Raw genomic sequence first — 21,904 nt, forward strand, 5'->3', positions numbered from 1 at the left:
AAATGGCCAGTGTATCTTAGAGGGATGAAACGCCCGGTTTACTCAACTCCAGCAGGGAAAAACCCACTTTATGTCGAAGTTTGATGTGGGGGGTGCTTACATGCTAAAAACGTTGAAAGTCGAGCTCTTTAGCGATTCCAATCTGGACGATTTGCAAGAACAGGTTAATGAGTTCCTGTATAATATCCATCCTGATGATGTCAAGGATGTTAAGCTTTCGTCTGCCGACGGAACGTACGATATTTTGGTCATTTATAAAGAATAAAGAAAAGCACCGCTAAAGGTGCTTTTTTTTATGTCTAGGTATCACCGTATAATTGAGCATCTATACGAAACAAACGATTCCGTTTTCTCAATCGTGGACACACCGATAAGAACGGAATTCGTGGTTCCGCCGCCTACATTTTCAAATGAATAAAATGTCGCCGGCACTCCTCGCATCGTGACGTAATCATCTTGCAGAATATCGCCGGTAGTGTGGGCGTAAAAACCGATAATGGAGTTATCGTTATCATCTACGATGTGTATTTCGGCCAGGGAAATAAGAACTGATCACTGGTGTGCTTACAACTTTTTATGTCCCCCTAATGAAGCTTTAAGGTTTCATTAAGCTGCAGATCTTATGATGGAATCACCTCTTAACAATAGATTAGGAGCCCCTCTAATTCCGTGGTTAGAGGGGCTTCTCTTGTTTACCTACCTTTTTTGGCCCGCTCGTGGTTTGATTGTTGCTATTTTTTTGGGCTATGATAGACTAGTGTTTTTTATAAGCCATACAAATGTTGTAAAGAGAGTAGGAGAGTTATGGAAGATGTCATCTTGTGGTTGAAGTACTTGCTGCTGGGTATTGTGCAAGGGGTTACGGAGCCGATTCCGGTATCCTCCAGCGGTCATTTGATTGTCGCCCAGAGACTCATGGGCATGGAGCAGAATGGGCTGTCATTCGAAATGTTAACCAATGCGGCCTCGTTGATTGCAATTGCGTTTATCTATCGCAAGGATTTGCAGAGACTGATCGTGAACGGCCTAAATTATTTGCGCACACGAAAACCGGAGTATAAATCCGATTTCTTGTTCATTCTGTATATTGTTATAGGTACGATTCCGGCTGTCATTATCGGTCTGTTGTTCAAAGATCAGATCGAAGAAATATTTGCTTCTGTACATACGGTTGGTATTGCGCTTCTGTTCACGGGGGTCGCCCTTTGGCTGATAAGGAATCTTCGCGGCCGCAAGCTGGACAATGATCTATCATTCAAGGACGCACTTATCGTAGGTTTGGCCCAGGCGGTTGCACTGATCCCGGGTATTAGCCGATCCGGCTCAACCGTCATTACGTCGATTGCTGTCGGGATGAAGCAGGAGACAGCGCTTCGGTTTTCCTTCATGCTCTATATCCCTATAAGTCTCGGCGGTATGGTGCTGGGCGTATCGGATATCACATCGGACCCCGACTTTTCTTCGCTGCTAATTCCTTATCTGATCGCGTTCATTGCTACGCTGATCTGTACCTATGTTGCGATGAAATGGCTCATGAATATCATGGCGCGCGGAAACCTGAAATATTTCGCCTATTATTGCTTTGTCGTCGGTATTTTGCTGCTTGTCTTCTTATAAGAATGGAGTATGGCTTCCCACAGGTTCTTGGAACTTGCGGGGGGCTTCTTTTCATACGAGCGGAGAGGACAAGAACCAGAATCGGATTGGTTATAAGAAACAGGTTTGAGGGGGAAATAAAAAGGAGGGTGATTTTGATGACAAAAAGTCCTTTTCAGTCCATTATTACATCGGAGGAGGAGCTTCGGGACCTGTTCGGCGAGTCCAATCACGTGGTCAAACATAAAGCGATTGATCGATTGGATCATCACTGTAAAGACTTCATAGACAAGAGTCCGCTGCTATTTATGGCGACTTCGGACGAATCCGGTTACTGCGATGTTTCGCCCAGGGGAGATGCACCGGGGTTTGTACATGTGATGGATGAATCCTGTTTGGTTATTCCGGAACGGCCGGGCAATCGCCGCTTTGATTCGCTGCGAAATATCCTGACCAACCCGAGGGTTGGCATCGTGTTTGTCATACCGGGTTTGAAGGAGACCCTGCGAGTCAACGGCAGTGCCGTTCTGGTAAGGGACGAAAACATTTTGGAGCAGCTCAGCGTACAGGGCAAACGGCCATGGCTTGGCATCGGAGTACGGGTTGAAGAATGCTATATTCACTGCGCAAAAGCCTTCATACGCTCCCAAGCATGGAATCCTGATTCCTGGATACCAGACGAACAACTGCCGAATCCGTCCCGGATCATTACAGATCATGTGAATCAAGATAGTGTGACGGAGGAGTCGGTTACTCGGGGATTACAGGACAGTTACGACAAGCGTCTCTATTGATATTCATTTATAATAGGATTAGCAACGATGGTAATATGATGGTCAGATTGAAGATAAGGGGACCAATAGCTTTGATAACGACCAGAGAACAAATTTTAGACCGATTACATAAAGGAATACAGACGCAGGAGCGATTGATTGGCGTTGCGGCAGGGGCAGGAATCTCGGCAAAATATGCGGTTAAGGGCGGGGCTGATCTTATACTGGCCCTGAATTCGGGCCGTTTTCGGCAGATGGGGCTTGGCTCCTTGGCGGGTTTCATGCCCTATGCGAACTGCAATGAAATGGTGATGGAATTCGGCTCGCGGGAGATTCTTTCGGTGGTTGGTGACATACCGGTGATCTTCGGCTTATGCGGGACAGATCCAACCATTCAGCTTCCTGATTACTTGGCATTCATCCGCGGCAGCGGTTTTGCCGGCATTATCAACTATCCGACCGTGGGACTGATTGATGGACAGTTCCGTGAAGCCTTGGAGGAAGAAGGCATCACCTATCTGCAGGAGGTGGAGGCCATCCGGGCTGCTCATGATCAGGATATGTTTACGATGGCCTTTGTTTTTACTCCGGAGCAGACGAAGTGGATGCTGGATGCGGGAGCCGATATCATCTGCGCCCATTTGGGTGTCACGGCGGGCGGGTTGATGGGCACCACAAAAGCATGGTCGCTGGAGAAGGGTGCGCAAATCGCCAGAGACATATTTGAAGTATGTGACGCTTCTCGTAGGCGGCCGATCAAGCTGGTATATGGCGGCCCGGTCCATACGCCGATCGATGTTCAGTATATGTATGACAACACGTCAGCCATGGGTTACGTGGGCGGTTCGAGCTTTGAACGAACACCGACGGAAGAGGCCATCGTGGATGCAACACATCGTTTTAAGGCAACAGGCCATCTGGAGCAGGATCGACAGCTGATGGAGAAGCTCTCGGGGCTCGAAGAGCCGATGGATTATGTTGCATTTGTGAAGGAATATGTTGCTGAGAATTACACGGGCCCGATTTCAATGACCGAGCTGGCAGAGCGAATTCATGTTTCACGAACGCATCTGAGCGCGCTTTTTAACAGGGAAGTGGGATGCAGCTTTCCGGAATATATAGCCAAATATCGTATTCACAAGGCTCAGGAAATCATGAAGCACAGCAAGCTGTCCCTGGGCAGAATAGCCGAATTGGTAGGCTACCCTGACTATGTTCATTTCAGCAAAACCTTCAAGAAATACGCGGGAACTTCTCCTCAATCCTATCGTCAGCATCTGAAAGACAAATATACATAAAGATCGTACATCGATACGATCTTTTTTATATGAAAGCGCTGTATTATAGTCTTGTAGGGATCCTATGCCGGACCAGTCAGGACGGGTGCAAGCGATCCTTTAGATGAGATATGGAGGAGGTCTGCACGGTGAAGACGGTAGCTATTGCAGGGACATTTGATTCGAAGGGTGCCGAGTTTTCATATGTTAAATCCGTCATCGAGAGCTTGGGGCTAAAGACGTTTACGATCCATAGCGGTGTGTTTGAGCCGATGTTCACGCCGGATGTATCCAACATCGAGGTTGCAGCGGCAGCTGGAGTGGATATACTCGAGATCGCGGCCCGAAAGGACCGGGCGGCAGGGACTGAAGCATTGGCTCAAGGAATGGAAAAAGTCGTACCGAGGCTGTATGCCGAGGGCAAATTTGACGCCATGCTGTCATTCGGCGGTACTGGAGGTACTTCGATCGTCACAGCGGGGATGAGGGCATTGCCGATTGGCGTTCCGAAACTGATGGTGTCCACGGTCGCATCGGGCAATACGGCACCTTATGTGGGGACAAGTGATATTATCATGTTCCCGTCCATCGTGGATGTATCCGGACTGAACTCGTTTTCCACCAAAATATTCACGAACTCGGCACATGCGATCGCCGGCATGGTTCAGTTCGAATCGGCGCCCCCGATGGATAAAAAGCCGTTGGTTGCAGCGACGATGTTTGGAGTTACGACCCCTTGCATCGATTATGCCAGGACGCATCTGGAGCTGCATGGTTACGAAGTGCTTGTATTTCACGCCACAGGTACGGGCGGACAAACGATGGAAAGCCTTATTGAGGCCGGATATATAGACGGTGTGCTGGATTTGACGACAACGGAATGGTGCGATGAGCTGGTGGGCGGCGTTTTGGCGGCCGGTCCGCATCGGCTGGAAGCAGCCGGTCGCTGCAAGGTACCGCAGGTCGTATCGACCGGAGCGCTGGATATGGTCAATTTCGGTCCATATGAAACCGTGCCGGAGACATTCCGGGAACGGAATCTGTACAAGCATAACCCCTCGGTTACGCTGATGCGGACCACGGTTGAGGAGAACCGACAGCTTGGCGAGAAGATTGCGGAGAAGCTGAATGATTCGCAAGGGCCTACGGCGCTGATGCTCCCTTTGAAGGGCGTATCGATGCTTGATGTAGAAGGTGAAGCATTCCATGGACCTGAAGAGGATAAGATGCTGTTTGATACGTTAAGACAACGCATAGACCGTAACAACGTTGAGTTGATCGAGATGAATACGGACATCAATGACCAAGCTTTTGCCGTGGCTGCGGCCGATAAGTTGATGGAGCTAATGAATCGGCAGTGAGAAGGGGAAGCCAAACGCACCAAGTATTTATACTGAAGGAGGAACATATATCATGGCTATGCAAACAAGAACAGAAGTATTAGCAAAGTTAAAATCAGAGGTAGCAGCGGGTAAGGTGTTATTGGGAGCGGGAGCAGGAACAGGAATTTCGGCCAAGAGCGCCGAAGCCGGCGGCGTAGACTTGATCATTATTTATAACTCGGGCCGTTACCGGATGGCGGGGCGCGGCTCGCTCGCAGGATTGATGGCGTACGGGGATGCGAATCAGATCGTGGTGGACATGGGGAATGAGGTGCTGCCGGTCGTGAAGCATACGCCGGTATTGGCGGGTGTATGCGGCACGGATCCGTTTCGGATCATGGATATTTTTCTGAAGCAGCTTCAGGAGCAGGGCTTTGCGGGCGTACAGAACTTTCCGACGGTGGGCTTGATTGACGGCGTATTCCGGGCCAATCTGGAAGAGACAGGCATGGGTTATGATCTTGAGGTTGAGATGATCCGGAAGGCGCATGAGCTGGGTATGGTGACCACCCCGTATGTGTTTGATGTCGATCAGGCGAAGAAGATGGCCGAAGCCGGAGCCGATGTCCTGGTTGCCCATATGGGGCTTACCACCAAAGGTACCATTGGCGCGAAAACAGCGCTGACGCTCGATGATTGCGTGGACAAGATTCAAGCGATTTGCGATGCCGGTAAAGCTGTCAACCCGGACATTATGATTCTGTGCCATGGCGGTCCGATTGCAGAACCTGAAGATGCGGCTTATGTATTGTCCAGAACCCAGGGCGTGGAGGGATTCTTTGGAGCATCCAGCATCGAACGTTTTGCCACCGAGGTTGGCATTAAGCAGCAGACAGAGGCATTCAAGAATATCTCGAAATAAAGCGATAAGATAAAGAATGATCGGAATCATATGGAATGAAAAAGGCTCCCATGAAGGGAGTCTTATTCATGTACAGTGGCTAGAGAAGCGTTTGACCGTGTCTAACTTCGCATATGGGTCCGATAACGACGCGTAGCAACCTCTCTAGCATCCGGCGGCTTATTCGCTGGTTCGCTTAATCATCATCCTTGCGTTTGCTCTTGGATGCAGCTATAGCAAAGGCAATAATGATAAGCGGAATGAAGATGAACCAGGGGATCGTAATCGTCGTCCCCAATAGAATGGCAAGCAGTAACAATCCAACCATACCCATTATAATGTATAGGCAGCCTCTGCCGAACGTCTCCATCTTCCATCAGCTCCTTTTGACAAGGATAACGTAATGGACAAGATCCAAGTTTCACGTATCATGCTAAAAAGGCAGAAGCCTTGCTCTTGCCATCACGCCCTTGCCGGTCACGCTGACAATGAATGAAGGTTTCCACCCAACTTCAGTGTAAAGTATGAAAAGCATACCAGATCAAGACTTCTTTTTATCGTTGTTCATCTTTTGCATTCACCTTATAACCCTTCAGTGCGCTGAGATTAGCCCTGGAATTACCAAGGGGTGGTTTCTGATCGCCAGGCTAGCCATATAGCTCCCAGTGTCTTGAACAGTTTTGACATGCCGATACCTCCATAGGGGTGATATTTGTAATCGTATTAAAAAGCAATGCGTGGGTATTGTGTACACTCGAATGCAGCAGCTCTTTACTCCGGGTTGCCTCTCTTTGAATAGGGAAAGCAATCATGATAGTATCAGGAAGGAACCAGTGGACGAAGGGGGCTTGATGAATTGTGGCTAACATTAAAGAGATTGCCAAGCTGGCAGGCGTATCGGTGTCAACGGTATCCCGGGTGCTGAACAACCATCCCTATGTCAGGGAAGATAAGCGGACACGCGTGTTGGAGACCATGAAACAGCTGAAATACGCCCGGAATATGAACGCGGTTCATCTGATTACAGGGAAAACGATGAATATTGCTATCATGCTGCCGTTTATTAATCATGCCTACTTCTCCTTGCTGATGGAGGGAGCCGGCCAAGAAGCGCTTGCTGCTAGTTATCGCCTAATCCTGTGCCAAACCGGGTATGCGCCGGATAAGGAAGTGGAAGTGCTGGAGATGCTGCGAAACCGCGAGATTGACGGCATTATTATTTTATCATCGGCCGTGACCCCGAAACAGATCGAAGCCTATTGTGCTTATGGACCGATTGTATGCTGTCAGGATGCGGGCGAACGATTATTTTCTTCTATATATATAAACCATGCTGAGGCATTTCGCAGTGCCATGCAATTTTTGATAAAGCGGGGACATCGACGCATCGGCTTCACGGTGGGAAGACTGGACAGTCCGAGCACGAGAGCACGCCAAGTGGCATATGAAGAAGTCCTTAAAGAGATCGGGGAGCCTTACCGCCAGGAATGGATTTTGGATGGCTGTATCGATCTGGAAGACGGTGCGGCAATCATGGATCGGCTGTCCGCTATGGAGGAACGTCCAAGTAGTTTATTGGTAACGGGTGACCATGTGGCCGCGGGTTTGATCTATGAAGCTGAGAAGAGAGGACTGTCCATTCCGCAAGAGCTCGCTGTCATTGGCTTCGATAACCAGCCGATCGGTAAAATGCTGGGTCTCACCACGATTGATAACCGACTCTTTGATATGGGTTCGGAGGCCTTCAAAATGCTGTATGCGCATATTCAAGGGGAGCGGAAAGAGCCGATTCGCAAGGAGCTTGCCTTCGAACTGATCGAACGTTCATCGGTATAATGGCTGCGTAGCCAAGTTCTAACAAACGGATTACAAAGTTCGACAATTATGATATTCTTATTTATGCAAGTTCCATGTTTCACAACGTTAACGTCTGCAGCTGTCTGCAGGCGTTCTATTCTGTATTATAGAAGGAAAGGAGCATAACCAAGTGGATGCCCTTGAACAGTTTAAAAAAGCTTCCCGAATCAAAGTGATTCCCGTGATGCTGATTCCGGTTGCTTTAGGAGCACTCGGGGCTTATGTATGGACAGGTGAATTTCATATCGGCCTCTTTTTATTGACCTTGATCGGGAGCGGTGCTGCCCATCTGTTCTCCAATATGGTGAATGATCTGTGGGACTATAAGAACGGAACGGACACGGAAGCGCAGGAGCATGTAGATGCGATCTCCACGAATTCCGGTTTTCTTACGAAGGGCGTCTGGTCGCTCCGTAAATTCGAGATCGTTACCTGGACGCTGTTTGGGATTGCGGCGCTGAGCGGTATTATCCTTAGTTTGATTAGTGGTTGGTGGGCCTTCATCTTTGGCGGACTTGGCGGGCTGATCGCTTATTTCTATGTCGCACCGCCGATTCAATTCGGATACCGCGGCAAGGGTTTCAGCGAGATTGCGATTTTGCTATCCTTTGGTATTTTGCCGGTGATGGGCGCATACTACGTTCAAACCTCACATATGGATGTTCGGGCGCTGCTGCTGTCACTGCCCATTGGGCTGCTGACAACGCTGATTTTGTTTAATCATCACTTTTTGCATTGGCAGGCGGATCGTCAGGCCGGGAAGAAGACCCTGGTAGTGGTATGGGGTGAAAAAAGAGCGCTGAGCTTCTCGAGAGTTCTGCTGCTGCTGGCCTGCTTGTCTTTGATAGCCTGCGTACTGGCCGGGGCGCTCCCGCCTTACGCATTGATTGCACTACTTACGATGATTCCGTTGTATCTTGTCTATGGAAGATTGAAGGACAACAACCGTTCCGAAGCGTATTTACCGCTGATGGGTGCGTCAACGATAACCACCATGCGCTGCGGCGGCGTGCTGATCCTGTCATTGATCATTCAAGGAATCATTCAGACTTTGTAAGGAAGAAGGGGAATTAGATGGAACAACAACGCGTTTTTGGTGATTTTCACTCTATCCTGTCCGAGACCGGGACTTGGAAGATCGGCGGTTTTCCGTTGCCGGACGGTTCATTCTGGGAATATCGCGAGCCGAATGCAGTCGTGATCGTCCGCAACGGAATCCTGTACGTGCGGGCACCGCTCAGCCGCCAGAATGATCAAATCCAAATTCTCGATAATGCCAAGCATATGTATTATTCCAACGAAGAGGTGGATGTGCCGGAATCCGGTGAGGTTACGTTCGAGCTGCAGATTCGGGCACGCACCCAGGGTACGGTTCCTGGCGACTTGTATGACGGCTATGTATCGTTGAATCTGCTTGATTTCAGCACGGGTGCAGCACTGGACTTTTTTGCTTCGAACGACAAGTATGCCAGCGTGTATGCCGTCCTGCCGTTCCCGGGCGTGCAGGTGCCGGAATCGGACAAGACCCGTTACTTCTGCATTTTCAAAGAGGAAGATACGCATTTTACACCGCGGGAATTCAACACGTACAAAATTACGTATAACCGTGCCGAGGACGAAGCGATCTTCTACGTGAACGGCGAGGAGATCCGCCGGGAGAAAAACATCCCGATCAAGTTCAATAAGTTCACCATCGCTTTGGGGATCATGACCGAAAAAGACCTTACGCCGCAGGGCAGCGTATCCGTGCATGGACAAACCGTCATTGCCGAATACTCTCCCGTGACGGTAACGATAAAAGAGTAGTGCTTATATAATAGAAAAACGATCATGCCCATCTGTGGGCATGATCGTTTTTGTGAGCGAGGGACGAGCTGAAGCAGTGCAATGTCGAGGCCGTACGGGGAAAGCTGCAAGCTCCCGACAGGGCAAGCAAGTTAGCCTGGCAAGCCTGTGAGTCCAGAGGAGTCACAGGCTTGCCGGCAGTGAATCAGGCAGCTGACCGTGTAGCAGTGGTCAGCTTAGCCCCTCCCGCGCCCAGCCCCAAAAAAAGCCATCCCAGACGAAAGGGATGGCTCTCTTTTGGTGGGTGGAAAGATTGGAGGCCGTACTTAGGAACAGAGGATGTATGCGTGGAGGAGACCTGGCGTTCGCCTTTGAAACCGGGAAAATACCGCAAGAATATCATCCCGTTTTCCTGGTTTCAACAGCGACCGGAATGGATACATCCTCCCAGAACAGGCCGACTAATCTTGACCACCAAAAAAAGAAAGCCATCCCACAAACCATGGGATGGCTTTCATCGTTACTTCAAATCCTCAATAGAATTGGCTTCCACATAAGACGGAACCACCAGGCCGGTTTTTACGCCTTCCATGTTAGCGCCAAGGTCTTCGACCTGGTCCTTGAACTTATCCCAGTAGTCTGCATGCGTCAACGGAAGCCATGCTGCTACGGTTGCATCCACGTCACCGTTGGCAACGCCGGTCCACATTGGGCCTGCTTCGACTTGAAGCGCCTCAACTTTGTATCCGAGCTTGTCTTCCATGATCACTTTCAGCAGATTGGTGCTGGCGATCTCGGAATCCCAAGCGACATAACTGAATTTGAAGGTTTTGCCGTCAACGGGCTGAACGCCTTCGAGCCAGGCGTCGACTTTCTCCGCATTGTTGTCCGCCCATTCCTTCGCGGCAGCTTCAGGGTCTTGACCTTCTTGAATCGCCGTCATAATCTGACCCATATCGTCGGACGTCCATTTGAAATTGCTCAGGAATTTGTAAGCTTCCGGATGATCTTCTTTCAGTCCAAGACGGACAACGGTGTGAATCTCTTCCGCTTCACCGAATACTTTCTTAGGATCTTCCAGATATTTCAGGTCATACTTGGAGAACATCCAGTGCGGAGTCCAACCGGTAATAATGATCGGATCCTCATTCTTAATGGCTTTGTTAAGGGTTGCCGTCATGGCAGCTCCGGAGCCTTCGACCAGTTTCCAGTCGGTCAATCCATATTCCTCAATAGCCGCTGCGGTCGCTTTCATAATGCCTGCACCTGGATCAATACCGATGATTTCATGTTTCACTTGTTCACCGAGGGAAGCAGTTGAACCGCCTTCAGCCCCTTTGTCCGTCGTTCCATCCGTTCCGCCATTTCCGCCCTGTCCGCAAGCAGACAGAACCAGAATAGCAGCCAAACTGAGCAGCAACCAAAACTTCTGTTTCTTCAAATTAAGCACCCCTTTTTTTCGTTTTAAATATATTTTGTGTAAAGCGGTCAAGGACAATCGCCAAAATGACGACAGCCAAGCCAGCTTCAAACCCTTTACCAATTTGCAGCTGCGTTACGGCCCGGTAGACCTCGGCACCGATACCTTGGGCACCGATCATCGAAGCGATGACGACCATCGACAAGGACAGCATGATGGTCTGGTTAATGCCGGCCATCAAGGTTGGCATCGCCAGCGGGAGCTGAACCTTGAACAATTTCTGTCCGGAAGTCGAACCGAATGCATCCGCAGCCTCCGTCAGTTCACCGGATACTTGCATAATGCCAAGACGGGTCAGGCGAATCGTTGGCGGAATGGCGAAAATAACCGAAGCGATAACCCCTGGAACCACGCCCAAGCTAAAGAATGTAACGGCAGGAAGCAAGTACACAAACGCCGGCATGGTTTGCATAAAATCAAGAACCGGTATGATCACGCGGGATGCCGACTTGCTGTAGGCCGCCCATATACCCAGCGGAACACCCAGTATAACGGAGATCAAGGCTGCCGTGATAACCAGGCTGAGCGTGCTCATCGTCTGTGACCAGTAACCCAAGTTATCGATGAGCAGAAAACCGATGGCTGTGAACAATGTCAACGGCAGACGGCCTAATAGGTAGGCAATGACGGCCAGGATGACAATGAACAGATACGGATGTGGCAGCATGAACAAATCCGTAAAGAGCTGCACGACGTTTTCAATGACGAAGGCGATGGCGTCGAAGAATCCGGAGAAGACGTCTCCCATCCATTCAACCAAGGAATCAACCCAGCTAGCGAGAGGAATCTTAGGCATCTTGCGTCACCTCCTCGCTCTTGCTTTCTCCGGCCAAGGCACCAAGAACAGCACCGCGGACGATAACGCCCATCAATCGGCTATTCTCATCCACAACGGCCAACGGGACTTTAGCCATGCTCGTAATCTCAAACAATTCATTCAGCAATGTATCGGGTCCGACACTCGGACCGTCCGTAATAAGAATATCCGCAAGCTTGCGGTTATTCTTCATGGCATCCGACGCATCTTCGGCCGTAATAACGCCAAGCAGCTTCTTGGAACGGTCGATGACGAACAGGTTCGAGATCCCCCGTTCACGCATAAGCTCCAGCGCAACGCGAGGTCCGCGATCCATCGTAATGGTCTCCGGACGGCGCATAACGCGTGAAGCGGTAAGCACCTTGGACAGATCCACATCTTCTACGAACCGCTCAACGTAATCGTTGGCAGGCTGGGTCAAGATTTCTTCCGGCGTTCCGATCTGTACGATCGAACCGTCCTTCATCAAGGCAATGCGGTCGCCGATTCGAAGAGCTTCGTCCAGGTCATGCGTGATAAACACGATGGTTTTTTTCATTTTATCCTGGAGCTCGATCAATTCGTCCTGCATGTCTCTGCGAATGAGCGGATCCAGTGCGCTGAAAGCCTCATCCATCAGCAGAATCTCGGGATCATTAGCGAGCGCGCGGGCGAGCCCGACACGCTGCTGCATGCCGCCGCTAAGCTGATCGGGCATTTTTTCCTCCCAGCCCTTCAAGCCTACAAGCTCAAGCGACTTCATGGCCGCTTCGTGCCGCTTGCTTTTGTCTACCTTTTGAATTTCCAATCCGTACTCCACATTCTCTACAACCGAACGATGAGGGAACAAGGCGAATTTCTGGAACACCATGCTGATTTTTTTGCGTCTTACTTCACGCAGCTGTTCCTTGTTCATTTTTCGGAGATCCTTGCCGTGGATCAATATTTCGCCCGATGTTGGTTCAATCAACCGATTTAGCAAACGGACCAATGTAGATTTACCGCTGCCTGACAGCCCCATGATGACAAAAATCTCGCCCTCGTGGATATCGAAGCTGACACGGTTAACGCCAACCGTTATGTTCTTTTCTTTCGCAATTCGCGCTTTACTCCAGCCTTGCTCCAGCAATTGAATTCCTTGTTCCGGATTCGCGCCGAACAATTTGCTGACTTTGTTAACTTGCAGAATAGCCAAAAGTACTCCTCCTTTTATTGTATAGAGACGCGTCCATTTGACCGAGTCTTCTTATTCCTGTCGTCTCGTAAACCCATGTCACCCATTGTAACAACCGATACGTAAAGTATCAAACGTTATATCCGTACGTAAAGTACGTACAGTAAAAACTGTACAAAGTTATCCTTTAAAATGCTCCCATATACTCCGATATCCTCTAGAGCGATCTTCTTTACTTTTAAAATAGCTTTCCCTACAATAGATCAGAGAATGTGTGTGGATTCGGCTTGTTTAGATTTCATGGAGATCGTTCACACTACACTTCGAGTCCACCTAGTTTTGTTATGTTGACATGACTTCTTGGATGGCTACAGATAGAGGAGGCTGCAAGCATGGGCTTGTACCATTTAGATGATGAACGGCAGGCAGCCGTGCATAAGATTCGTAAGCGTGTCATTGAAAATATTGGACGAAATATGGATTTGTACGGCATTCCACTCTCAACGGGACATTTATACGGACTGCTTTATTTTGCGGATAAGCCGATGAACCTGGATGAAATGGGACAGGAAATGAAAATGAGCAAGACCAGCATGAGTACAGGCGTGCGGACGCTGCTCGATTATAAAATGGTAAACAAGGTGTGGGAGAAGGGTTCCCGCAAGGATTTGTATGAAGTGGAGTATGACTGGTACCAGACCTTCTTGGATTTCTTCGATATTAAATGGCGTAAATCGGTGGAGAGCAACATTCTGGTCCTGCGCAAAGCGCTCGACGAAACGGAGAAGCTCCGTAAAACGCATGAAGATGACGAAGAGCTGGCAGCGGTGCTGCAAGAGGATCAGGCGAAGATGCGCGAGGCCGTTGCTTACTATAAATGGCTGGAACGATTGATTGATACTTTTGTGGATGGCGATATCTTTAAGTATGTGCCGAAAGAACCGCCTGAAGGTGAATCCTGATATTGAAAATGGGGAAATTCCCCAGTATAATGTGGAGTAAGGCAATGCTTACCCAAGAGGTACAACCTGATTTTATCGGGTTGTGCCTTTTTTTGTTATCTGGCATCGCCTGGATGAATAACTGCTATGCAAGTGCATGTGGTGCAAAAATAGTCAGGAGGGGTTAGAATGGTCAGTATGTCCTCAAGAATGGTAGAAATTGCAGATTTTCCATCGGTTAACTTAGGCAATACCCGAAGTTTGTATGTATATCTTCCACCCAGTTATCATGAGAATACGGGGAAGCATTATGCCGTACTCTATATGCATGACGGGCAGCATGTATTTTCAGCGGATGAAAGAGGCGGTTCTTGGGATATGCATGTCACCGCCGATCGGCTGGTTTCCGAAGGACGGATGCAGGAGATTATCATCGTTGGCATCGCAACGGTTCCCCATCAAAGACTGAATGAATACTTCCATGACAATCCAAAGATGCATGAGGTGTTTGATCCCCCGTTTGCCGGTGAACGCTACGAATTATTTATTATTGATGAAGTTATACCCTATATCAACCAGAACTTTCGCACGTTGAGGGGCCCTCAGCACACGGCCATGATGGGTTCGTCTGCGGGTGGGATCGTTACCTACAATATTGGCTTTAGAAGACCGGACGTGTTCGGAAGTTTAGCGGTCATGTCGCCTTATTTTGTCAAAGCTCATTTTGATGCTCAGGGAGAGCTTAAGGAACACCCTTTTTATGAAAGATACGGTACGCACCCAAAACTTAAGTTATGGCTTGATATGGGTGGCGCAGAAGGGGTCTTCATGGAAAAATACGCACGTGAGGAAGCGGAACGCTTGGTCCAAGACGGCTTTGTGCCGGGAGAAGATCTCATGCTGTTCCTTGATCCGGGGGCGGCTCACAGCCAAAGCGATTGGGCAGGCAGAGCGAAGGGGCCGCTGTTGTATTTTTTCGGCGATATTGGAGAACCAGCCTCGATAAAGCTGCATGGAGATGGCGTCGTAGGGGTGAACGGACCCGTCAAGCAACTGAACCCGGTCATTACATACGACAGCGGATTTGTGCAATCGTTGATGAACGGAACCTACCATGTCGAGGAGCCGGAATTGCTCACGCTGCTGCCGGACGGAACGATGAAGCCTCGAACATCCGGCAGTACCCGGGTTACGCTGCACATGGGAAGCTTGAGCGCAGATAAAGAGATTACGATCGTTGAACAACTGCCTGAGTTTGTGAAAATAACGATTCAGGTGAAGGTACCGCCTTCCACACCGGCTTCCTCTACGATCTATGCCGGATTTGAGATTCCGTACTGCGGAGATGGCATATATAGGGGGAGTGCAATGGTACCACATGGCTTGTCTTTTACGTTCAAGGTATCAAGAGGGTTTGGACTGCACGAGAAGATCGGGGATCCTGAAGTGAAACGACGTTCTTTTACAGCATCGTCCGAGATGGAGCTGTTTTATGAGGTTGAGGACTGGGATACTTGAATGATGAAATTGCATTGAATTGTAATCGGAGGATGAATAGGCATGAGCATCAGATCAGCTAGACCACAGGATGCAGTTGCAGCGGTAAGGCTGCTGTACGACGCACTGCACGATGTGGCGCATCAATTAACAGGGGAAGACAGCGAAGAGAAAGTGCTTGAAGTGCTGGAGCAATATTTCCGGGCAGACGAGGGCAGGCTCAGTTACCGTCAGGCTGCCGTGAAAGAGATCGACGGCGAGGTAGCGGGCATTATCGTTGCTTACGGCGGGGATCAAGCGGCCGAATTGGATCGTCCGATTCTGGATCGTTTGCGGAAACTGAAGAATGACCCTTCCGTAGCGCTGGACAAAGAGGCAGACGAGGATGAGTATTATATCGATACGTTATCTGTTTCTCCGCAGTTTGGAGGAAAGGGGATCGGTTCGGCGCTCATCGATCATGCAGAGAACCGGGCAAAGGAGCTTACGTATCGTAAAATCGCTCTCGCTGTGGTAACGGACAATCATCGCGCCCATTCTTTGTACGACAGAAGAGGATATAAAACGGATAAGGAAATCATGATTAACGGGCATGTTTATTATCATATGGTCAAACCCGTTTAGAAAAAAAATAAACAATTTATAAGCCGCCTATTTACAAATGGTAATAGGTGGTTTATTATTGTGTCATACTGATCTAGAAAATTAGAATGATAAATTAAAATGGAATGAACGAAAATAACAGTTTAATTTACGTAATTAGAATGAATTTAGAATGGAGTGTTGCGCTATGGAACAAGATCAAAATCAAAGCATCGAAATATCGGTGGAACAAGCGAAGCTGCTCGGGAGCGCCCAGCGGGTGAAAATTCTCGGAACCATACTGGATACGGCCAAAACCTCAAAGCAAGTAGCAGATGAATTGGGAGATTCGCCGGGAAGCATCCACTATCATATTCAGAAGTTATATGACGGCGGGCTGATAGATTTGGTGGAGACCCGGACGGTTGGCGGCATCGTAGAGAAATATTATAAATCCAAAGCGAAGTGGTTTAACACCAAGGGAACGCAAACGATGGACCCGGTCCTTGCCGAAGATTATGCAGCGGCGACCCGTACAAGGATCAGCTTGAGGCTGCAGTTGGACGCAGACCAATATGAAGAGATGACAAAGGAATTCAAGGAACTGCTTGAAAAATGGGTGAACAAGACCCTCACGACCAAAGGGAAAGACAGCAAGGAGTATGCCGTCGGGATCAACGTGGTTTCGACGGAAACGTCCGATTAGGAAGGGGCTTCTTTAGCCTCTTCTCTCCAAAACTACTAAATTTTTAATCAAGGAGTGTTCCTCTATGGAAATATTAAAAAATCGCAATTTCCTGCTGTTGTTCGTTGGCCGAATTCTTACGAATATCGGCGACAGCCTGTACGCGGTAGCGGCCATGTGGCTGGTGTACGATCTCGGAGGCTCGACGCTGTATACGGGGCTTGCCGGCTTCCTCTCGATTCTTCCCCGAATCATTCAACTGCTATCCGGTCCGATGATTGACCGCGTTCCTATACGGGGGCTTCTGGTGTACACCCAGTTATTTCAGGCGCTTCTTCTGTTGATCGTTCCGCTTGCATTTTTTTTCGACTTTCTGACGGTCGGCGTTGTACTGGCGATTACACCGATTCTGTCCACGCTGAATATGTGGGTATATCCCGCCCAAATGTCGGCCCTTCCCAAAATTCTCGATAAAAAGCAGCTGACGCAAGGCAACTCGCTGTTCTCCTTAGCCTATCAAGGCATCGATGTCGCTTGCAACGCAATATCCGGTGTGTTGATTATTGTGCTGGGCGCAGTATCCCTTTACTTATGGAATTCCATTGGATTCTTCATCGGAGCGCTGTTATTCTCGCAACTGAAAATCAAGAAATCTATCAAAACTTCGGATAACAACGATAATAAAATATCAATGAACAATACCGTAACTTCAAAACCTAAGCGTAATGCCCTTAAAAGTTATTGGGCGGACATGAAGGAAGGTCTTCGCTACATTCTGGCAACCCCGCTCGCACGGGTACAAATGGGGATGATTGTCATCAATGCTGCGGGCGGCGCTACCTTTACGGTTATGCCAGCGTTTGCCGACAGCCTCGGCGGAGCCGGCGTCTACGGTATATTGCTCATGGCCCAGGCTTTCGGAAGTTTGCTGGGAGCGATCCTGGCTCCATATTTGAAGCTGGAGCGCCTGCCCCTTGGATATATTTTTGCCGGAGCGTTCTGTTTATCGGGCGCTGCCTGGTGTCTCAGCGTATTTACCCCTTGGACTTGGCTTGTCGTTCTGGTGTACGGTCTGGCATGGTTTCCCGGAGGGATTACGAACGTTATCATCAATTCGGTCATTCAGAAGGCAATACCCGAGAAAAGATTGGGTACGGTGTTTGCGGCAGCTAGCGGACTCAGCGGAATTGCCATGCCGCTTGGCAGCCTGATCGGAGGTGCCCTTGGCGTGGTTGCGGCAAGCTCGTCCATTATCGCGGGATGCGGAATCGCCGTGTTCTGTGTAGGGTTCTTCTGGATCTTTGACTCGACCACCCGTAGTCTTCCGTCACCTGACAATGTAGATGAAGAATGGTTCGCGCCTTATACGAATACGGCTCCTGAGAAGTCCGTTTCTATGCACACAGCCCCTTAGAGTTGGCTAAGGTCGATCAGCTTCTGTACTTACAGAGACCTATAAGAAGAGGGGTTGTACTGATTATTTTCATATATCGAGCCGAGGATGAATCAGCAATCGACGGATTCATCCTCGGCTCTTTTTTTCGTTTAAGCGAAGTGTAAATGCCCGCCGCATCCCAACGCAGCGATGCTTGTCAGGCTAGTCTGCATAATGTGACCAAGTCCCTCATAGACATGTATCAATCAAGTCAAAACAAGTGTTGAAGGGGATGATGACATGCGCCGGATTTCATGGGTGCTGCTCGCGGTAGTATTATGCTTAACAACAATACTGGCGGGATGCGGGAAGAAGAATGCAGACAGCGTTGTGAAGGATCTGGGCAAGGTGGCTGATAAGCTGGAAAGTGCCAAGGGCGCTTACCAGGGAGCGGGCGTTATGACCATACATACCGGTTCGGCGCCGCAGGAGTATCAGGTTGAGGTATGGTACCAGTCTCCATCTTATTACCGGATCAGCTTAACCAATGGACAAAAGGATATTACGCAAATCGTGCTTCGCAACGATGACGGCGTGTTCGTTCTGACGCCGAGCTTAAACAAGAGCTTCCGCTTCAAGAGCGACTGGCCGGATAATCAGGGACAGGTATATCTGTACCAAACGCTGCTTAGCAGCATTCTGAACGACAACACCCGTCAGTTTGCCGAGGATAAGGATAGTTACGTGTTTGATGTGGCCGCCAATTACCACAGCCATTCCTTGATTCGTCAGAAGATTTGGCTCGCCAAGGACAACTACACGCCGAAACAGGTACAAGTGTCGGATTCCGAAGCGAATGTGGTTGTTGAGGTGAAATTCAACACCTTTACCTTTGATACGAACCTGACCAAGGATTCATTTGATACGAACAAGAATCTAAGTGCCATGAACGATGCGAAGGGGACCATGGCGGAAGTGGACGAGAACGGGGTACCGGTGGCTTCCAGTACGGAAGGTAACGGCACTCAGGGAACCGAAGGTTTGACGGAAGCGGCTTCGGGTCGCGATATGGGATCCTTCGGCATCATCTATCCGGAATATGTGCCTGCAGGGGTCACAAACAAAGACACGATGGAAGTTCCGGAGAGCAAGGATCATGCGGTTATTCTGAAGTATGACGGCGTGTATCAATACACGATTATGGAATCCAGACCGGTGGATCGTGCGGTTTCCCTCGTACCGGGCGAGGCCGTGTATATCGATTTCACAACAGTTGGCCTGCTCACCGGCGATCAGCAAAGAACGCTGACCTGGAATTCGGAAGGCGTGGAATACCGAATTACGAGCGCCAATCTGCCTGTTGAAGAAATGAAGAAAGTCGCTGCTTCCATGCAGGGAGAATCGGGTAAATAATACGAAGTAGGCGGATACCGAGCATTGAAGGAGGGCAAAATTCCGACAATGAGGCCATTCGCCTCTTTTCCAAATAAAGGAACTCCATCCGTGGGCTCATCACTATTTCTTGCAGATATTCCGATGTTTCACCAAGTTTCGCACCCGGGGGGAACCACGAGCCTCATAAATAAGCAATTTGCCTCAATTGACAGTTGCCCCCGGGAACATTACCATTAATCTAATGTAAAGCATAATGCTTTTTTCAAAATGGTAAGAAGGTGACTGGAATTGCAAGCGATATATCGACCTACCCTGGCGGAGATCAACCTGGACCATCTGCGCGCCAACTATAACGCTTTTCGTGAGGCGCTGCCAAGCCACATGAAATTGCTTGCTTGTGTGAAGGCTAACGCCTATGGTCACGGAGCTGTAGAAGTGGCACGCGAACTTCAGCAATTGGGGGCGGCTTACTTAAGCGTAGCTTTCCTGGATGAAGCGCTCGAGCTTCGGCAAGGAGGCATCTCCAGCCCGATCCTGGTGCTCGGTTATACACCACCGGAGGCTGTAGAGATCGCTTATGAGCATGATGTAACCATAACCCTGTTCAGTTCGGAAGTGCTCCAAGCGATTAAGGCACTGCCGGTCCAGCCGGAGAAGCCACTCAAGGTACACATCAAGATTGACAGCGGAATGGGTCGTTTGGGCCTGCTTCCAGGCGAAGATGCAATTTCTTTTATAGAAGAAGTATTTTCACTGCCGCAGGTTGTTGTCGAAGGAATGTTTACCCATTTTGCAAGAGCGGATGAAAAGAACAAAGACTATACATTGGGACAGTACCGCCGTTTTCAGGGCGTAGCGGACGCTCTTCGGGATAAGGACTACCATATCCCGCTCATACATACGGGCAACAGCGCTGCTGCAATTGATACACCCGAATTATCCTATGATATGGTTCGTGTCGGCATCAGCTTGTACGGACTGTATCCTTCGGATGAGGTGAATCGAAAGACAGTCAGCCTCCGCCCTGTCATGACGTTAAAGACAAAGCTTGTCTACGTCAAAAATTTACCTCCGCATTCCGGTATCAGCTACGGGACGAAGTATGTAACGGAGGAGGAAGAGCAAATTGGAACCCTCCCCATCGGTTACGCCGATGGCTTCTCTCGTATGCTGAGCGGTAAAGTGGAAGTGCTGATACGCGGCCGCCGCGTCCCTGTTGTCGGAACCATCTGTATGGACCAATGTATGGTATCGCTCAAACCTTTCGCCGATGAGGCGGAACAAATTAAAGCTGGTGAAGAGGTTGTACTCATCGGTCAGCAGTCTGACGAATGCATCACGGCAGATGAGCTGGCGTCCAAGCTGGGGACGATCCACTACGAGGTCGTCTGCATGATTGCCCATCGGGTACCACGTCAGTATATACGCAATGATATACCCGTGAAGACCGTGAATGCACTCTGGAGCAACCTTTAAAAAGTCAAGTCACCATAAGTAATTTATTCAGGAAAGAAGGAATAAGTACAGACCTTCCCGAATTAGGAATATGTCGTTTAAGTCTGTACGAAAGTGTCGATTGTAGTTTATAATGATATGCAGCATACTTGATATACCTTCGGCATATATATTCTTTTGTATAATTTTCCTTGAATAATGTAATACTGGTGCACAGGGCGAGAAGGTTGTGGGGGTGTAATAGAGGGTGGCCAATATGCAGAACACCAAACGAATCATGATCAGTTTACCGGATCATCTTTTGCAGGAAGTGGACGGGATCGCTCAGCTGGAAAATTCCAACCGCAGTGAGCTTATTAGGCAAGCCATGAAGTTGTACCTGAATGAACGGAAGAAACGTTACATTCGTGAATCCATGCAGCGGGGTTATATGGAAATGGCCAAAATTAACCTGACCATGGCTTCTGAGGCGTTTCACGCGGAGGAAGATGCAGACAACACTCTAGACCGCTTAGTAAGCGGGGTGTAGACAGTGATCGTTAAACGGGGCGACGTATTTTTTGCGGATTTATCACCTGTTGTCGGTTCTGAGCAGGGCGGCGTAAGGCCAGTCCTTGTCATTCAGAACGATATCGGCAACCGGTTTAGTCCGACTGTGATTGTTGCAGCCATTACGGCACAGATTCAAAAAGCCAAGCTGCCGACTCACGTCGAAATCGACGCGGCGTCGCATGGATTTGACCGGGATTCCGTCATTTTGCTAGAGCAGATCCGGACGATTGATAAGCAGCGGCTAACCGACAAAATCACCCATCTTGATGATGAAATGATGAGTAAGGTGGATGATTCCCTGCAAATAAGTCTGGGCTTGATTGATTTTTGATTCCATTCAAGCGCTAACGTTTTCCACATAGAATGTTATGACTAAAAACCCTCAAGGACTAACTCCTTGAGGGTTTTTATATGGAGGGTATGTTCGAAGGACACGGCAATGGATGCATGAACTAAGAGAG

22 protein-coding genes are annotated in these 21,904 nt (G+C 49.1%); 18 read left to right on the forward strand and 4 right to left on the reverse strand.

Annotated features, from left to right (window positions below; translation table 11 throughout):
- Positions 1–100 precede the first annotated feature (100 nt).
- From AK95_RS34315 to AK95_RS24570, 6 genes are all read left to right on the forward strand, one after another.
- Entirely contained in the window at positions 101–265 is a 165-nt protein-coding gene (locus tag AK95_RS34315) for a sporulation protein Cse60 (RefSeq protein WP_162487647.1), read from the forward strand.
- Positions 266–804: 539 nt separating this feature from the next.
- On the forward strand, positions 805–1,617 hold the full coding sequence (locus AK95_RS24550) for an undecaprenyl-diphosphate phosphatase (RefSeq protein ID WP_071222546.1): 813 nt from the start codon (positions 805–807) through the stop codon (positions 1,615–1,617).
- A gap of 137 nt (positions 1,618–1,754) precedes the next feature.
- Positions 1,755–2,390, forward strand: coding sequence for a pyridoxamine 5'-phosphate oxidase family protein (locus AK95_RS24555; RefSeq protein WP_071222548.1), 636 nt, complete (start codon positions 1,755–1,757; stop codon positions 2,388–2,390).
- A gap of 35 nt (positions 2,391–2,425) precedes the next feature.
- Positions 2,426–3,667 (forward strand): phosphoenolpyruvate hydrolase family protein, encoded by a 1,242-nt coding sequence (locus AK95_RS24560; RefSeq protein ID WP_071222550.1) that lies wholly within the window; start codon positions 2,426–2,428, stop codon positions 3,665–3,667.
- A 128-nt stretch (positions 3,668–3,795) separates the two neighbouring features.
- A complete protein-coding gene (locus tag AK95_RS24565; protein WP_071222552.1) occupies positions 3,796–5,007 on the forward strand; it encodes a Tm-1-like ATP-binding domain-containing protein in 1,212 nt (403 codons plus the stop codon).
- A gap of 52 nt (positions 5,008–5,059) precedes the next feature.
- Complete coding sequence (locus AK95_RS24570) at positions 5,060–5,890, forward strand: phosphoenolpyruvate hydrolase family protein (protein ID WP_071222554.1); 831 nt, start codon at positions 5,060–5,062, stop codon at positions 5,888–5,890.
- 175 nt (positions 5,891–6,065) lie between these two features.
- On the opposite strand, the gene AK95_RS34600 is transcribed toward AK95_RS24570, so the two are convergent.
- The gene (locus AK95_RS34600; protein WP_201259428.1) at positions 6,066–6,239 is read right to left on the reverse strand and encodes a hypothetical protein; all 174 of its coding nucleotides are present in this window, start codon (positions 6,237–6,239) and stop codon (positions 6,066–6,068) included.
- A gap of 488 nt (positions 6,240–6,727) precedes the next feature.
- Between AK95_RS34600 and AK95_RS24575 the strand changes: the two genes are divergently transcribed.
- From AK95_RS24575 to AK95_RS24585, 3 genes are all read left to right on the forward strand, one after another.
- The gene (locus AK95_RS24575) at positions 6,728–7,705 is read left to right on the forward strand and encodes a LacI family DNA-binding transcriptional regulator (protein WP_071222556.1); all 978 of its coding nucleotides are present in this window, start codon (positions 6,728–6,730) and stop codon (positions 7,703–7,705) included.
- Between the two features lie 151 nt (positions 7,706–7,856).
- A complete protein-coding gene (locus AK95_RS24580; RefSeq protein WP_071222558.1) occupies positions 7,857–8,783 on the forward strand; it encodes a prenyltransferase in 927 nt (308 codons plus the stop codon).
- Positions 8,784–8,800: 17 nt separating this feature from the next.
- The gene (locus AK95_RS24585) at positions 8,801–9,532 is read left to right on the forward strand and encodes a DUF6081 family protein (RefSeq protein WP_071222560.1); all 732 of its coding nucleotides are present in this window, start codon (positions 8,801–8,803) and stop codon (positions 9,530–9,532) included.
- A gap of 499 nt (positions 9,533–10,031) precedes the next feature.
- On the opposite strand, the gene AK95_RS24590 is transcribed toward AK95_RS24585, so the two are convergent.
- The 3 genes from AK95_RS24590 to AK95_RS24600 are packed head-to-tail and all read right to left on the reverse strand — an operon-like array spanning position 10,032 to position 12,982.
- Positions 10,032–10,952 (reverse strand): glycine betaine ABC transporter substrate-binding protein, encoded by a 921-nt coding sequence (locus AK95_RS24590; protein ID WP_071222562.1) that lies wholly within the window; start codon positions 10,950–10,952, stop codon positions 10,032–10,034.
- A 1-nt stretch (position 10,953) separates the two neighbouring features.
- Positions 10,954–11,787 (reverse strand): ABC transporter permease, encoded by an 834-nt coding sequence (locus AK95_RS24595; protein WP_071222563.1) that lies wholly within the window; start codon positions 11,785–11,787, stop codon positions 10,954–10,956.
- The gene (locus tag AK95_RS24600; protein ID WP_071222564.1) at positions 11,780–12,982 is read right to left on the reverse strand and encodes a quaternary amine ABC transporter ATP-binding protein; all 1,203 of its coding nucleotides are present in this window, start codon (positions 12,980–12,982) and stop codon (positions 11,780–11,782) included. Before AK95_RS24600 ends, AK95_RS24595 begins: the two co-directional genes overlap by 8 nt.
- Positions 12,983–13,353: 371 nt before the next feature.
- Here AK95_RS24600 and AK95_RS24605 point away from each other — a divergent pair, with 371 nt between their 5' ends.
- The 9 genes from AK95_RS24605 to AK95_RS24645 all read left to right on the forward strand — a co-directional run bounded on the left by AK95_RS24605 (position 13,354) and on the right by AK95_RS24645 (position 21,774).
- Positions 13,354–13,923, forward strand: coding sequence for a GbsR/MarR family transcriptional regulator (locus AK95_RS24605; protein WP_071222565.1), 570 nt, complete (start codon positions 13,354–13,356; stop codon positions 13,921–13,923).
- Between the two features lie 168 nt (positions 13,924–14,091).
- Positions 14,092–15,420, forward strand: a complete 1,329-nt coding sequence (locus AK95_RS24610) for an alpha/beta hydrolase (RefSeq protein WP_071222566.1) — start codon at positions 14,092–14,094, stop codon at positions 15,418–15,420.
- A gap of 42 nt (positions 15,421–15,462) precedes the next feature.
- Positions 15,463–16,023: a GNAT family N-acetyltransferase gene (locus tag AK95_RS24615; protein ID WP_071222567.1), complete on the forward strand. Its 561-nt coding sequence runs from the start codon at positions 15,463–15,465 to the stop codon at positions 16,021–16,023.
- A 166-nt stretch (positions 16,024–16,189) separates the two neighbouring features.
- Positions 16,190–16,687: a winged helix-turn-helix domain-containing protein gene (locus tag AK95_RS24620; RefSeq protein WP_071222568.1), complete on the forward strand. Its 498-nt coding sequence runs from the start codon at positions 16,190–16,192 to the stop codon at positions 16,685–16,687.
- Positions 16,688–16,751: 64 nt separating this feature from the next.
- Positions 16,752–18,080: an MFS transporter gene (locus tag AK95_RS24625; RefSeq protein WP_071222569.1), complete on the forward strand. Its 1,329-nt coding sequence runs from the start codon at positions 16,752–16,754 to the stop codon at positions 18,078–18,080.
- Positions 18,081–18,341: 261 nt separating this feature from the next.
- Positions 18,342–19,454, forward strand: coding sequence for an outer membrane lipoprotein-sorting protein (locus tag AK95_RS24630; RefSeq protein WP_071222570.1), 1,113 nt, complete (start codon positions 18,342–18,344; stop codon positions 19,452–19,454).
- Between the two features lie 270 nt (positions 19,455–19,724).
- A complete protein-coding gene (alr, locus tag AK95_RS24635) occupies positions 19,725–20,912 on the forward strand; it encodes an alanine racemase (RefSeq protein ID WP_071222571.1) in 1,188 nt (395 codons plus the stop codon).
- A gap of 226 nt (positions 20,913–21,138) precedes the next feature.
- A complete protein-coding gene (locus AK95_RS24640) occupies positions 21,139–21,420 on the forward strand; it encodes a CopG family ribbon-helix-helix protein (RefSeq protein ID WP_028406492.1) in 282 nt (93 codons plus the stop codon).
- Positions 21,421–21,423: 3 nt separating this feature from the next.
- A complete protein-coding gene (locus tag AK95_RS24645) occupies positions 21,424–21,774 on the forward strand; it encodes a type II toxin-antitoxin system PemK/MazF family toxin (RefSeq protein WP_006212388.1) in 351 nt (116 codons plus the stop codon).
- The last annotated feature ends 130 nt before the right edge of the window (positions 21,775–21,904 follow it).

Source organism: Paenibacillus sp. LC231, assembly GCF_001860525.1.
Lineage (GTDB): Bacteria > Bacillota > Bacilli > Paenibacillales > Paenibacillaceae > Paenibacillus_AQ.